The organism is Nonomuraea bangladeshensis, assembly GCF_039529455.1.
Classification (GTDB): Bacteria; Actinomycetota; Actinomycetes; order Streptosporangiales; family Streptosporangiaceae; genus Nonomuraea; species Nonomuraea bangladeshensis.
In genome coordinates, this window is the sequence record NZ_BAAAMV010000012.1 from 146211 (window position 1) to 160089 (window position 13879).

Here is a 13879-nt window from a genome sequence, read left to right on the forward strand (position 1 = left end):
GGAGGTCCGTTCACTCGTGCAGCAGGGTCAGGGCCTTGGCGAGCGCGGGGTCGCGCCCGGCGGCCGCGTCCTGCGGGGTCAGGGGCACGTGGTGGTCGGGCGGCACGCCGATCCGGTCGATCACCTCGCGGTCCGGGCCCAGGTGGTGCCTGGCGGGGAAGCTCAGGAGGGTGTTGTTCGCCAGCAGGTACGGCTCCGCCGGCCCCGAGATCACCCCGGCCGTCCTGGTGCCGACCAGCCGGCCGAGGCGCAGGTCCTTGACCGCGGAGCTGAAGTGCTCGCACGCCGAGGCGCAGCCGCGGTCGGTGAGCACCACCAGCGGCAGACCGAGCAGTTCGACGGTGTCGTCGGTCCGCGTGGTCGCGCACGTGGCGTCCGCGGTGCACTGGTAGGCGGTGACCTTGCCGTGGCCGAACGCGCTCACCAGCCGGGTCGCCTCCGCGGGGCTGCCGCCGCCGTTGCCGCGTACGTCCAGCACGACGCCGGACAGGGTCCGGCCGGCGCGCAATCGGGCGACGGCCCTGAAGACGCGGTCGGCGGAGTCGGGGGCGAAGCCGCGCAGCCGTACGTAGGCGATGTCGTCGTCGAGCAGCTTCGACCGCACCACTTGCAGGGCGGCCAGGTCCTGCTGGTAGAGGCCGGGTTCGAGCGTCACGCTCCAGCGGCGGCCGGTGCTCTGCCGCAGGAGCCGCAGCCGGACCGGGCGCGCCTCCGGGTACGCCGGGTAGAGGGCGGCGACCGCGGGCGTGGCCTTGCCGTCGATGAAGGGCGCCGAGCCGTCGACCGATTCGATGATGTCGCCCGGGCGCAGCCCGGCCGCCCGCGCCGCCCCGCCCTGCACGGCGGTGACGAACAGCGGGGGCAGGGCGACGCCGGGGTTGCCGTCCGCCTGCGGGCCGTTGACGTTCGCCAGGAGACCGAGGCCGTAGCCGTCGCCGTCGTAGGCGTCGGGCGGCCGTTCGACGTCGTGCGTCCAGCGGGCGTGGTTGTCGCCGAGGGCGGCCACCATGGCTTCGAGGGTGACGACGGCCAGCCTGTCGCGCAGGCCGGGCACCTGGTCGGTGACCCTGCGGTAGGCGGCCTCGAAGGCGGTCCAGTCGCTCTCGCGGTCGCCGGTCAGCGCCGGCATGCCCGCCTCGGGCAGGTCGCGGCCGTCACGGTTGAGCTCCTGGGTCAGGGCGGCGAACCCGGCGCTCAGCAGCGAGCGGGCGTCCAGCGTGGGGCCGCCGTAGTAGTTGCCGAGGATGCAGTAGTAGGCCTGCTCGATGACGTCGATCGTGGTGGCCGTCTCCGGGGCGGGGGCGCTCCGGGGTGCCGCGCAGACCGTGCCGGCCGTGCTCACCTGGGCGCGCGGCGGCGCCGGCGCCGTGCAGGCCGCCGTCGCCGCGAGGGCGAGCGCGGCGGCCGTGATCCTGACGGCGGTCATGACAGGCGCCTGCGGATCCACCAGAAGCAGAGCCACGACAGGCCGAGGGTGAGCAGGGCGTAGATCCCGGTCTCGATCCATTGGAAGGGCCAGAACCGCTCAAGGGGCTGGTAGGTGGCCTGCTGCCGGTAGCCGAGCCGGTTGATCTCGGCGATGCAGCCGTCCCCGCCGGCCGCCGACGGCGCGCAGGGGCCCGACGTGGTGGAGATCTTGGCGGCGCCTTCGCCGCCGGCGCCGACCGTACGCCCGGACGCGTCGACCAGGTCGGCGGACAGGACCCAGGCGCCCGTGTGGCCGGGGACGGCCGACTTCAGCTGGATCCGCACTTCTCCGCCCTGGTCCCGGCTGATGCCGAGGTTGTCCACGTTCGTCGGGCCGAGCTCGAAGGTCGAGGTGACCGGGGGCATCAGGTGGGGCCGGACCAGCAGCGGCATGGCGAGCTGGAGCGCGGCGAAGACGGCCAGGGTGACGGCCATGGCGGGCAGCGTGCGGCGTACCAGCATGCCGGCGGTCACGCCGAGGACGAAGGTGAAGGCCGCGTACCCCATCGGGGCGATGCCGCGCGCGCCGAACACCAGCGGAGCCATCAGGGCCAGGTTCTCGGCGGCCGACTTGTCCAGCGGGTCGGACCACCAGGTCACCATGAGGCCGCACAGGCCGGCGAGGGTCACGGCGGTCAGGCCCATGAGCCCGAGCTTGACCGCCAGCCAGCGGCTGCGGGTGATGCCCTGGTTCCACACCATCAGGTGCGTGCCCGCCTCCAGCTCGCGGGTGATCAGCGGCGCTCCCCAGAAGAGCCCGGCGAGGGCGGGCAGGAGCAGCACGACGAGGGTCAGGGCCACGAACGCGGTCTCGTGCCCGCCGAAGAAACGGTCGTAGAAGCGGTCGCAGGTGCCGTCCTGGGCGCAGGCGGCGATCCCGGTCGAGTAGTCGGAGGCCAGGCCGGGGCCGGTCAGGGCCAGGACGACGGCGAGCAGGACGAGCAGGGCGGCCGTCGTCGCGGCCGAACCGCGGAACTGGCGCCAGGTCAGCCAGATCATCGCCGCACCTCCAGGGCGACCCGCCGGTCCACGGTGGTCTTGTCCATGTACGCGAGGACGAGGTCCTCCAGGCCGAGCCGGGTGACCGTCCAGGAGGGGTCGTGGATGGGGCCGTCGGTGCGGACCACGTACGTGCTCTGCCTGGCGGTGTGACGCGCGCTGACCACGTGCTGGTCGGCAGGCAACCGGTCGGGGTCGCGGCGCGCGCCGGTGAGCCGGTAGTGGGTCGCCAGCAACCGGTCGACCTCCCCGGCGACCTGGACGCGGGAGTCGACGAGCACGATGAGGAAGTCGCACACCCGTTCCAGGTCGGAGACCAGGTGGGAGGAGAGCAGCACGCTGAACTCGTGCTCGGCCGTGGCCTCCATCAGCCCCTGCAGGAACTCGCGGCGGGCCAGCGGGTCGAGCGAGGCGACCGGCTCGTCCAGGATCAGCAGCTCGGGCCGTTTGGCCAGGCCCAGGGTGAGGGCGAGCTGGGCGCGCTGGCCGCCCGACAGTCTGCCCGCCCGCTGGGCGGGGTCGAGGCCGAGCCCCGTGATCCGGTCGCGGGCCAGGGCGGCGTCCCAGCGGAGGTTGAGCCGCTCGCCTAATCGCAGGTGGTCGGCGACGCTCAGCCCGGCGTAGACGGGGGTGTCCTGGGCGACGAACCCGACCCTGGCGAGCTGTGGCGGGCCGCCGGCGGGACGGCCGCCCAGCACGGTGATCGTGCCCGCCGTCGGCTCCAGCTGGCCGCTGGCCAGCTTCAGCAGGGTCGTCTTGCCGGCCCCGTTGGGACCCACCAGTCCCACGACGCGGCCCGCCGGGAGGTCGAGGGTGCACTCGCGCAGCGCCCAGCGTCTGCCGTATCTCCTGCCCAGTCCGTGGGCCTCCAGGACGGCGTTCACGCTATGTCCTCCTGTGCGGTGGTCCGAAAGGTGGTCATGAAGAGGGCCTCGATGCTCTCGTCGTCGAGGCCGGCGCGGCGGGCCTTGTCCAGCCAGCGCCGCAGCTCCTGCCGCAGCGGGCCGTGCGCGGCCAGCGAGGCGTCGGCGAGGGTCGCCGTCACGAACGTCCCCACCCCCGGCCGGGCCGCCACCAGGCCCTCGTGCTCGAGTTCCCGGTAGGCCTTCAGGACGGTGTTCGCGTTGATGGCCAGGTGCGCCACGACCTCCTTGACGGTCGGCATCTGGTCGCCCTCGCGCAGCACGCCCAGGCGCAGCGCGTGCCGTACTTGCTGGACCAGCTGCAGGTACGGCGAGACACCCGACCTGGCGTCCAAGTGGAACTCGATCACCGGCTTCTCCATTTATCTAGCCTGCTAGTACTTTAGGATCCCAGATGTTAAGGGATCATAAGGAACGCTGTACAGGCTTGATGCCGGTCAGGAAAGGCGCTAGGCGACGCCGCTGAGGTCGCGGGACTTCTCCGGCAGGTCGGGCACCTGCTGCGCGGAGGCGTAGGCGGCGTCGCGGACGTCGTTGAGCCAGCTCGCCGGGGGCAGCCCCGCGATCGGGTGGCGGATCGGGTTGAAGCGCGTCGGATATTCCGCGTCCTCAAGGGCCGGCGCGGACAGGCGCACCTGCCCGAACGGCCGCCACGGCCCCGACGGGGCGGCGGCGAGGAGCGCCACGGTGAGCGGGCCGTGCTCGACGACCTGGGCGAGCGCGTCGAGCGTGGCGGGCAGCCGTACCGGTGTGTGCAGCAACGCGCCCAGCAGCACCCGCCGCTCCCCCGCCTGGTACGGGAACAGGGAGCCGTAGAGCCCCGTCCACCGGGTCGCGGGCCGCAGCAGCCGCCTGCCGAGCGCGGTGCGCCCGGTGGTGGCCAGCAGCAGGTCGGCGGTGGTGTCGTCCTGCTCCCAGCGGAGTGCGAGGCCGAGGATGTCGGGAAGCGGCGGCGGCACGCCGACCGAGCGGGACAGCCGGGCGATGCCCGGAAGGTCCATCCGCCGGTCGAGGAAGGGCACCCCCCACGGCTCCGGCGTCCCGTGCAGGCGCAGGTGGGCGTCGAGGACGAGGCCGGACGTGTGGAGCGGCCTCCCGTGCCGGAGGCGGGCCGCCGTGCCGAAGGCCGCGGCCAGTCCTGACCTCGTGAGTGAGGTCCACGGCTGTCGCATGGGCTGCTCCTTGGCGTCGGTACGCGCAACTGCCTCCACGGGACGGCAGCTACCCCGTGGGCGTCACGCAATCCCCTCGGCGGTCCGCGGCGCTATGGTGTGGTTGATCCGGAAGAGGTGGTCCGGGTCGTAGGCCGCCTTCAGCGCGGCCAGCCGCCGGTAGGTCTCCTCGGTGTAGGCACGTCCGACCCGGGCGGGGTCGGAGTCGTGGTCGAACTGGAACCCCGGGAGCTGGGCGCCGGTGTCCCATCGCCGCAGCCGGCGCAGCACCGCGTCGGCGGTCCTGCGTACCTCGTCGGCCCGCTCGGGCGGGGCGGGCATCCGCAGCCACAGGTGGAAGGCCGCGCCCTGGGTACTGACCGCGTGCGGCCGGGCGGGCGGCCGGTCGAGTGCCCCGCCCAGGTGGCGCAGCTCGATGCCGGGGAACGGCCCGCCGGGCGCCGCCGGGTCGATGAACGACACCAGCTCCGCCACGGCCTCCTCGTCCAGCTCGTACGTCAGAGCGCTGCGCAGGTGCGCCATGACCGGGTTCCTGGGGTCCTGGTAGATGCCGGTGATCTCCGGGTACGGCATCGCGCGGCAGGTGTCCTCGTCGGGCCCGAGCGCGCGCAGCGGCTCCACCAGCCGCTCTGCCCGCTCCTCGTCCCCCGTGCATACCACCCGCACCAGGACGAGCGAACGGCCGCGGAACTCCGCGGGCACCTGCGGCGCGTCGGGGAAGCGCATCAGCGTCACCGAGGACGACATCTCCTCCGGCTGCTCCTTGGCCCACGCCAGGTAGGAGCGGAGCACGTGGGCGGCCCGCCCGGCGTCCTCGACCGGGTAGCGGAGCCCGCCGCCGTAGACGGTGCGCAGCGGCAGCAGCTCGATCTCGGCGGCGACCACGACGCCGAAGTTGCTCTTGCCGCCGCGTACCGCCCAGAACAGGTCGGGTTCGCGCGCCGGCGAGACGGTGCGGAGCCGGCCGTCGGCGGTGACGACGTCGAGCGAGCGGACGTGGCCGGCGGCGAAGCCGTACGTGCGGCAGGCCAGCGGGAGCCCGCCGCCGGTCAGGTATCCCATCACGCCGACCTGCTCGGAGGAGCCGCAGAGCGGCACCAGGCCGTGCTCGGCCGTCGCGGCGAGCACCTCGCCCCAGCGCAGGCCGGCGCCGATCCGCGCGGTTCCCGCGTCCGGGTCCACCGACAGCTCGCGCAGCCGCCCGGTGGCGATGAAGACGGCGCCGTCCGCGGGGACGGACACGCCGTGGCCGGTCGACTGGACGGCGACCGGGCGTCCGGTGTCGGCGGCGAACCGTACGGCGGCGGCCACGTCGCCCGCGTCGGCGGCCTCCACGACCACCGCGGGCCGGTGCTCGACCGTCAGCAGCCAGCCCGAACAGGTCTCCTCGAAGCCCTCGTCGCCCGGATAGAGCGTGCGGCCACGGACGCGCGCGCCCAGGTTCACGCACCCGGGGTCGCGGCGTTCGGCGGTGTCGGTCATGTCGTTGATCCCTCGTCAATCTGTTGGTAGGTCCAACATTGGTTGGACCAACGATCGCAGATAATCGTGGGTCTGTCCAACGATTGCTAGATTGGCGCCCGTGAACATCCCCGAGGAAGCGCCGCCACGGCGGCTGCGCGGCCTGCCGAGCAGGCTGGCGAACCAGGCGGCGCTGACGGCCAACCGGATCGTGGACCGGGCGCTCGCCCAGGCCGGCGTGCGGCGCTACCACTACGCGCTGCTCGCCACGCTGGAGGAGTACGGCCCGGCCAGTCAGGCCGGTCTCGTCCGCCGTACCGGCATCGACCGCAGCGACATGGTCGCGGTCGTCAACGACCTCGCCGGACGGGACTGCCTCGAGCGCGCGCCCGACCCCGAGGACCGGCGGCGCAACATCATCACCATCACCCCGGCCGGCCGCGGGCAGCTCGTCGAGCTCGACCGGCTGATCGCCGCCGCCCAGGAGGAGTTCCTCGCCCCGCTGCCCCCGGCCGACCGCGAGCACCTGATCGACCTGCTCACCCGCCTGGTCGAGCCGGGCGACGCCCGGCGGCAAGAAATCGGCAGCGTACGGTGATCGGTGCACCCTGCCCGGAGTGGCGCCCGCTCCCGCGAGGTACGAGCTGGTTCTGACACCGGCGAGTCATCGGAGGAAACGGTGCGGAGGACCTTGCCTGCCGCGGTGGCGGCGTTCGCGGCCGCGCTGGCGCTGACGGGCGGCTGCGGCGACGGCGGGTCCGGGGCGGGCGGCGCGGGAGAGGCCGGACCTGGCGCCCCGCTGCGGGCCCGGCCGGTCATCACCCCCGACGAGGAGCTCGTCCCCGAGGAGGACAGCGGCGATCTGCCAGAAGCGACCGTCCAGGTAGGGCTCGACTGCCAGCGGATGGGTCAGAGCCGTGACTTCGCGGGCACGGCGGAGCGGATGGGCCGCGCGGCGTCCTCCGGCGACAGCTCACCCGAGACGAAGGCGATCGCCAAGGTCTGCGGGGCGGCGGCCAAGGCGAACCAGGGACTGATGGGCGAGGCGTACCACGACGCCCTTCAGGCGGAGCAGCAGAGCTCCGACCTGCACCCCCAGATGCTCCGGCCTGGCCTGCGGATGCTCAACCACACACTCCTGGTGGCCGCCACCGCCGAGGGCGACCGCGCCACCGCCCTGCGGGCCCGCGCCGCCCTCGAACGCCTCGGCGGGCTGCCGCCGGAATTCCTCAGGGACGCGTGCTCGGTGGCCGCCGATCCCGCCACCCTCCCGGACTGTGCGACGCTGCCGCCCACCGGCACGCGGTCGTCGTCCTCGTCGCCGTCCTCCGCCCCCTCGTCGTCGTCCTCGAACGGGCCCGAGCCCGGCACGGGAGGTCCCTCCGCGCCGTCCCCCGAGGAACCCGTCCAGCCTCCCGGCGACGGCGGCCCCACGCAGCCGGACACCGACCACGGCCCGGCGCCGGACGAGTCGTGACCGGAGCGCCGCCCGAAGACGCCTCCGAAGGTGACGACACCGGGCCGGCCCAGGACCTCAGCCGCGTCTGGAGCGTCCTCGCCCACGTCGTGACGCCCACCACTTTCGTCGCGGCCGTCATGATGTACGTCGGGGCCGTCCGCGCCAACACCATGTACGCCGGTCTCGGCATCGAGCAGAGCTTGCTGGGCCTGTCGTTCCAGGAATACGTGCTGCGCAGCGTCGCGCCGGCGACAGAGCCGCTGATCCTGCTCCTGGTGCTGGCTCTGATCGCGCCCACGGCGCACCGGTGGCTGGTCCGGTCGGCGGACAGACACCGTACGGCGACGACGCGGGTGATCACGGTCATGGCCGTGCTCGGGGTCGTGAGCGTCGCGGTGGGGATCGTGGCCCTGGCCGGCTGGTGGAGAACGCGGTTCTACGTCGTGCCCTTCTGCCTGGGGCTGGGCGTGTTCGCCCTCGTCTACGGCGACTCCCTGCGCCGGCGGATCCGTCCGCGGCCGGCGAGCTCCCCCGCCGACCAGCTCGTCCGCCGCACGGCCTGCGCGGCGCTCCTGCTGGTCCTGCTGCTGTGGGCGGTCACCCTGTACGCGCAGCGGCGTGGCGCCGAGGCCGCCCTGCAGTACCGGGTGGACTCCGCGGGGATGCCCAGCACGGTGGTGTACGCGGCCAGGCGGCTGCACCTGGAGGGCCCGGGGATCAAGGAGACGGCGCTGCCGGACCCCGAGGCCATGTACCGCTACCGCTACACCGGCCTGCGCCTGCTGATCCACTCCAACCAGCGGTATTTCCTCCTGCCCGCCTGCTGGGCGAGCGATCCGTGGGCGCGCGCGATAGCCCTGCCCGCCGACGGGTCGCTGCGCCTGGAGTTCTCCGTACGCAGGACGCGGCCGGAATGCCCGCCCTGAGCGGCGGGGGTCACTCGTCCAGGACGCAGGAGCGCTCCATCAGCTCCGTCATAGCCTGCCGGAAGTCGCGGCGGCGTCGTTCGCTCCAGCCCTCGGTCAGCCGGTCGAAGACCTGCTCCTGCCAGTCGTGGGCGTGATCCAGCAGGGCCAGGCCGGACGGGGTGAGCGCGGCCCTGCGCTGGCGGCCGTCGGCGTCCGAGGCCTCCATGGTCAGGTAGCCGGCCTCTCTCGCGCTTCTGACCAGCCGCGACGCGCCGCTCTGGTCGATGCCGATCTCGTGGGCGACCGCGTTGACCGTGGCCGGGACCCCGCGCCCGGTCAGCGCGTGGACGGCCTCGGCGACGAGCACGAGCCGCCCCTGCTCGGCCACCTCGGGATCGCCGGTCTGGGGCCTGCGTGACCAGTACCGTACGAACGCGAACAGAACCTGCCCCGGCCCCGGGTCGCTCATTCGGTGGCCGCCATCTCGCGGCAGATGTAGGCCAGCTCCAGCGCCTGCCGGAGGTCCGGCAGCCGCAGCGCGGCCGTCACCTTCCCCTCCGCCACCCGGAACACCGTCGCCACGCGGGTCGCGGTCCCGCTGCCCGGCCAGGTGGCGTCCTCCTCCACGACCATGAGCCGCTCGCTGACGGGATGCCACGACCTCGGGCGCAGGGTGATGCCCGAACGCTCCACCCATTCCGCGAACTGTCCCGGCGTGATCGGCCCGGCGCCCTTCGGCCCCAGGACGACGATGGGGTCGCCGACCACTTGCGCGGAACGCCGCAGGTCGGCGTCGTTCACGCTCGCGTGCCACTCGTTGATGGTCGCCTCGAGTACCGATTCCATCCTTGAACTCTATGCGAAACGCATACATCTCGGGAAGCCCCGGAACGCCTGCCGGCAACTGGCTTCACTGCTGAGCGACGATTTCACCCCAATCCGGGAGTCTTCACCTTCGAATACCCTTATCGACTCCACGCAAGGACAGTTGTGACCAACCACGAGAAGCCGTCCGGCACGCCGAATCCGCAGCCGAATGCCAGGAACAGCCGCGCGGCCGGCCTCTGGCCCCTGGTGCACGTCGAGCGTGCCGCCCTGGCCGCCGACCTCGCGGAGTTGACCGACGAGCAGTGGGCCACGCCGTCGCTGTGCGCCGGGCTGACCGTGCGCGAGGTGCTGGCGCACCTCATCGCGGGGGCGAGCCTCAACAGTGTGCGATGGATGGCGGGCGTGATCCGCTACCGGTTCGACTTCGACAAGCAGGTCGCCATGCGGCTGGCCGAACAGTTGGGCGCGAACGCCGCCGAGACGCACGACAGGTTCCGGCGCGTCATCACGAGCACCACCAAACCGCCTCTCCCGGTCGTGGCGATGCTGGGCGAAACGATCGTGCACGCCGAGGACATCCGGCGGCCGCTGGGCATCCGCCACGACTACCCCATCGAAACCCTCACCCGCACAGCCGAGTACTACCAGGGCTCCGACCTCGTCCTCCCCGCCAAGAAACGCATCGCCGGCCTGCGGCTCGTCGCCGACGACGGCCCTTTCACCACCGGCTCCGGGCCGCTGGTGTCGGGCAGCACGCTGGCCCTCATCATGACGATGACCGGGCGCACGGCGTACTGCGACGAACTCACGGGCGACGGCGTCGAGATCCTCCGCGATCGACACGACCTGACCTGACCCAGGGCCGACCCCCACCGCCGGCCCAGACCGTCGCCCTCCTCCGTCGACAGCGACCCCACCGACGAGGTCGCTCTCGACGGCGACCCCGTCAACCAGCCGACCGATGCGACGACCGCCTCGCCCTTCCTCGGCCTCTCACCGAGCCACCCGCGAACACCTCACCTTGACTCACTCCCCAGCGAGTCCGGCGACATCAAGGGAGAAGCCTCAGGCAGACAAGCCGCTCCTGGAGCCGTCCGCCAACGCGCGAGCGGCATCTGCCGCCCACCAACGCCAGCTCCCACCCCTCCAGATCCAGATCACCCGGCCCAGGCAGGCCCCGGCAGCCCGCCACAGCACCTTGTGAGGCGAGCCGACCTTCGGCGTGACAAGCGGCCCGGCTCCGCGATCGCCTCGTCGCGGCCTCCCGGTACGCCGTCGCCGCGAAGAAGAAGCGGGGCGAGCTACTCGTCCCGCTGAACCGCAGGCCGGTGCACCATCAGCTCGCCTCGCCCAGCGCCCCACCCAGCCTTCCGCGCCGCTTCGGGTCGGTGCAGCCCTCGCCAGTGAGCACCGTCTCGCACGCTCGCAGCCGCGCTATGAACACCGGCAAGCCGTTGGCTGTCTGCTACAGGAGACTTAGCAGTCACAGTCGGACACAACCTGTAAGACGACGAGCGACAACAGCCACCACCCCCCACAACACGGACCTGCCGATCGCGCCTGCGGACCTTACCGACACCCAGGCCGGGTAGACCGACGCCGGGTAGACCGACATGGGCAACAGCGGCCTGTTCAACCGTGTCGTGGCCTCTTGAGCTTGAGCTGGAGCTGGAGCGACGCCCTTCGCTCGGGCCGGAACCCGATGTCACCACACCTTGGCCGACACATCGCCACACCTCCACAGACCCACCCGCGCACCGAGAAGCCCCTCTGGGCGGCCAGTAAGAAACGCTGCTCAAACAGCCGAGCCCCGTCGGCACCAGCCACCCAAGCTTGAACGGAGCCGCACCAGCACGACGTCACCCCGTCCCGTCCCGTCATGCCGCCCCATCCTCCCAATTTTTGAATTTAAATTTCTGGAAAATAAAAATGCTAGGGTCTGCGTGTGGCTTCGGAGACAGCTGTCGTGACACCTTGCAAGCACTGCGGAGCACCGATCGAGCAGCGTCGAGGCCGGGGACGCCCCAAGTCCTACTGTCCGGAGAAGAACTGCCAGGCGGCGGCCAAGCGGGACCGGGAGCTGCGCCGGGCGACTCCCGGCCTGGAGGGCGCCCTGGCCAGGGCCGAGCAGCTGTACGACCGGATGGAGAGCGGCCTGGCGGCGGCGATCGAGCCCCTGGCGCGGGCGTTGGCCGAGGAGCTCAGCCCCGCCGGCGTGGAGGCGAAACTCAGCGCGGTGCAGGCCGAGGCACACGCACGGGTGGCGATCGCACGTACAGAACGGGAGCAGGCGTTCGAGCAGGTACGGCTGGCGAGGGAGGCGACCGAGCACGCCCGTCGGCAGACGGCCGAGATGCGCGTCCGCCTTGAGGAGGCGGAGAGCGAGAAGGAGACCGCGCTCAACGACGCCGAACGGGCCAGGGAGCAGGCGCTCGCCGCGCTGCGCGAGGCGGCCAGCACCGAACGGCAGGCGCTGCAGACCGCAGAGGAGGCGGGGCGGCGGGCAAAGCTCGCCGAGCGGCGGGCCGAGGAGGCGGCACGGCAGGCCGAGCTGGCCGAGCGGCGGGCCGAGGAGGCGCGCGCGGAGGTGACCCGCGCCCAAGAGGAGGCGAGAGCCGAGATCGAGCGCGTCCGCAAGGAAGCCGGACGCGACCGGGCGGACAAGGAACAGGCGCGCAAGGAAGCGAAAGCCGCCCTCCAGAAGCAGGAGCGGGCCGAGCGCGAGCTGATCGCGGCCCGCGCACGAGAGGAAGCCGCAGCACAGGAACGGGAAAGAGCCCTGGAACGGGCCCTGATGGCCGAGCGGGCGGCCACCGAGGCGGGCCGGGACCTTGCCTCCGTCCAGGCGGCCAAGGCAGCGGCGGCCGAGGAGAAGGCGCGGGCGGAAGCCGTCGCCAAGGAGCTCGACCGTACGCGGATCGAGTTGCGCATGGAACGGGCGCGGATCGAGGAGCTGCGGGCGGAGCTGGAGGCGGCTCGGGTGGAAGCGGCGCAACTGCGCGAGCGGGCCGTCGCCGCCGAACTCCGAGCAGAACGGTGAGGCCGAACGATGCTGACACTTGACCAGATCCGCGCGTTCGTGGCGGTCGCCGAGGAGTTGCACTTCGGCCGCGCCGCCGAACGCCTCCGCATGACGCAGCCGCCGCTGAGCCGCCACATCCAGAAGCTCGAACGCGCGATCGGCGTGACCCTCCTCGAACGCGACAACCGGCGGGTGATCCTCACCGAGGCCGGGCGCGGCTTCCTGGAGGACGCCCGTCAGATGCTCACGCTGGTCGATACCGCCGGCGACCGCGCCCGCCGAATCGCCGGCGGCGCCAGCGGCACGCTGCGGCTCGGCTTCACCGCCGTCTCGGCGATCAGCGTGCTGGGCCGACTCCTGCGCCTGCTCGCCGAGCGTCTGCCGGAGGTCGACGTCATCCTGCACGAGCAGGTGACCGCCAGGCAGATGGACGGCATCCTGCGCGGCGAACTCGACCTGGGCCTGGCCCGCCCACCCTTCGACCTGCCCCGCCCATCGTCCAGCGTCAGGCCATCCCGCCCACTCATCGACCCGTCCCACCCAGCCTCCGGCCCTGGCTCGGCCCGCCTACCCTTGGACCCGTCCCGCCCATCGTCCGGTGTTGGCCCGTTCCGCCCGCCCGTCGACCCGTCCCACCCAACCCCTGGCCTTGGCCCGTTCCGCCCGCCCGTCGACCCGTCCCACACAGCCTTCGGCCTTGACTCAGCCCGCCCATTCATGGACCCGCCCCATCCAGCCTCCGGCGTTGGCCCGTTCCGCCCGCCGGTCGACCCGTCCCACCCAACTCCCGGCCTTGGCTCGACCTGCCCGCCCGCCGACCCATCTCACCCAACCCCCCACCTTGGCTCGGCCTGCCCGCCTCTCGACCCACCCCACCCAACGTCCCGCCTGGACTTGGCCCAGCCACCGTCCGATCCAGCCCGCCCATTGCCCGGCCCGACCGTGACCGACTCCTCCTCCCCACTGGATCTGGCCCGTCCCCCCATGAATCCGGTTCGCCCGATGTCTGACCTGGCGTCGGCCCGCCCACCGGCCGACGTGAATCGTGCCCGGTCGACGTACGACCTGGCCGGAATCGACTCGCGAGTGATCTTCCGCGAACCGCTGTGCGCGGCGGTGCCCACCGGCCACGCGCTGGCCGCGCTCGACCGGCCGCTCGCGCCCGAAGACTTCGCCGGCCTCCCCATGGTCAGCTATCACCCCGTACGGTCGCGCTACTTCCACGAGCTCACCGTCCGTTTCCTGTCCACGGTGCGGCCCAGGGACGAGCAGCAGGTGCACCAGATCCTCACCGCGGTGCTGCTTGTGGCCGCGGGGCGGGGCGTGACACTCGTGCCCGCAAGCGCACGCTCCCTCGGCATCGAGGGCGTGGTGTTCAGGGACCTCGTCCACGGCGGCGGCAGCCCCATTTCCGCAAGCCGGAGCGGCAATCCGATGACCGGGGACGAAGGCGACGAGCTCACGGTCGAGAACGACAGCGGCGGGCACCCGGTGGAACTCCATGCCATCTGGAACCGCGGATCGGCCAATCCGGCTCTGTGGCGCGTGCTCGACCTGCTGGACGACGTCGAGGGCCAGGACTGAACGTGGGCGGGGCGCGTCCATCCCCGATACTCAGCGTGCATGCCCGGATCGTATGG

At 72.5% G+C, this 13879-nt stretch carries 14 protein-coding genes; 6 read left to right on the plus strand and 8 right to left on the minus strand.

Going from position 1 to position 13879, the window contains the following annotated elements; all coding sequences use genetic code 11:
* Positions 1–10: 10 nt before the first annotated feature.
* The 6 genes from ABD292_RS37965 to ABD292_RS37990 form a co-directional block, all read right to left on the minus strand.
* On the minus strand, positions 11–1426 hold the full coding sequence (locus ABD292_RS37965) for a S41 family peptidase (RefSeq protein ID WP_344216194.1): 1416 nt from the start codon (positions 1424–1426) through the stop codon (positions 11–13).
* Positions 1423–2466: an ABC transporter permease gene (locus tag ABD292_RS37970; protein ID WP_344216196.1), complete on the minus strand. Its 1044-nt coding sequence runs from the start codon at positions 2464–2466 to the stop codon at positions 1423–1425. The genes ABD292_RS37965 and ABD292_RS37970 overlap by 4 nt, the downstream gene beginning before the upstream one ends.
* Complete coding sequence (locus ABD292_RS37975) at positions 2463–3350, minus strand: ABC transporter ATP-binding protein (protein WP_344216198.1); 888 nt, start codon at positions 3348–3350, stop codon at positions 2463–2465. Before ABD292_RS37975 ends, ABD292_RS37970 begins: the two co-directional genes overlap by 4 nt.
* On the minus strand, positions 3347–3751 hold the full coding sequence (locus ABD292_RS37980; RefSeq protein ID WP_344216200.1) for a GntR family transcriptional regulator: 405 nt from the start codon (positions 3749–3751) through the stop codon (positions 3347–3349). Before ABD292_RS37980 ends, ABD292_RS37975 begins: the two co-directional genes overlap by 4 nt.
* 87 nt (positions 3752–3838) lie before the next feature.
* Positions 3839–4561, minus strand: a complete 723-nt coding sequence (locus ABD292_RS37985; protein WP_344216202.1) for a hypothetical protein — start codon at positions 4559–4561, stop codon at positions 3839–3841.
* Between the two features lie 63 nt (positions 4562–4624).
* Positions 4625–6043 carry an FAD-binding oxidoreductase gene (locus ABD292_RS37990; protein WP_344216204.1) on the minus strand — a complete coding sequence of 473 codons (1419 nt, stop codon included), beginning with the start codon at positions 6041–6043 and terminating at the stop codon, positions 4625–4627.
* A 100-nt stretch (positions 6044–6143) separates the two neighbouring features.
* Between ABD292_RS37990 and ABD292_RS37995 the strand changes: the two genes are divergently transcribed.
* The 3 genes from ABD292_RS37995 (at position 6144) to ABD292_RS38005 (ending at position 8407) form a co-directional block, all read left to right on the plus strand.
* A complete protein-coding gene (locus tag ABD292_RS37995; RefSeq protein ID WP_344216206.1) occupies positions 6144–6620 on the plus strand; it encodes a MarR family winged helix-turn-helix transcriptional regulator in 477 nt (158 codons plus the stop codon).
* 81 nt (positions 6621–6701) lie between these two features.
* A complete protein-coding gene (locus ABD292_RS38000; protein ID WP_344216208.1) occupies positions 6702–7499 on the plus strand; it encodes a hypothetical protein in 798 nt (265 codons plus the stop codon).
* Positions 7496–8407 (plus strand): hypothetical protein, encoded by a 912-nt coding sequence (locus ABD292_RS38005; RefSeq protein ID WP_344216210.1) that lies wholly within the window; start codon positions 7496–7498, stop codon positions 8405–8407. Before ABD292_RS38000 ends, ABD292_RS38005 begins: the two co-directional genes overlap by 4 nt.
* 10 nt (positions 8408–8417) lie before the next feature.
* On the opposite strand, the gene ABD292_RS38010 is transcribed toward ABD292_RS38005, so the two are convergent.
* Both ABD292_RS38010 and ABD292_RS38015 read right to left on the minus strand, forming a co-directional pair.
* Positions 8418–8858 carry a MarR family winged helix-turn-helix transcriptional regulator gene (locus ABD292_RS38010; protein ID WP_344216212.1) on the minus strand — a complete coding sequence of 147 codons (441 nt, stop codon included), beginning with the start codon at positions 8856–8858 and terminating at the stop codon, positions 8418–8420.
* Positions 8855–9235, minus strand: a complete 381-nt coding sequence (locus tag ABD292_RS38015) for a hypothetical protein (protein WP_344216214.1) — start codon at positions 9233–9235, stop codon at positions 8855–8857. Before ABD292_RS38015 ends, ABD292_RS38010 begins: the two co-directional genes overlap by 4 nt.
* A 144-nt stretch (positions 9236–9379) precedes the next feature.
* Between ABD292_RS38015 and ABD292_RS38020 the strand changes: the two genes are divergently transcribed.
* The 3 genes from ABD292_RS38020 to ABD292_RS38030 all read left to right on the plus strand — a co-directional run bounded on the left by ABD292_RS38020 (position 9380) and on the right by ABD292_RS38030 (position 13823).
* The gene (locus tag ABD292_RS38020; RefSeq protein WP_425565234.1) at positions 9380–10072 is read left to right on the plus strand and encodes a maleylpyruvate isomerase family mycothiol-dependent enzyme; all 693 of its coding nucleotides are present in this window, start codon (positions 9380–9382) and stop codon (positions 10070–10072) included.
* A 1111-nt stretch (positions 10073–11183) separates the two neighbouring features.
* Positions 11184–12257 carry a coiled-coil domain-containing protein gene (locus tag ABD292_RS38025; RefSeq protein WP_344216216.1) on the plus strand — a complete coding sequence of 358 codons (1074 nt, stop codon included), beginning with the start codon at positions 11184–11186 and terminating at the stop codon, positions 12255–12257.
* Between the two features lie 9 nt (positions 12258–12266).
* Complete coding sequence (locus tag ABD292_RS38030) at positions 12267–13823, plus strand: LysR family transcriptional regulator (RefSeq protein WP_344216218.1); 1557 nt, start codon at positions 12267–12269, stop codon at positions 13821–13823.
* Positions 13824–13879 lie beyond the last annotated feature (56 nt).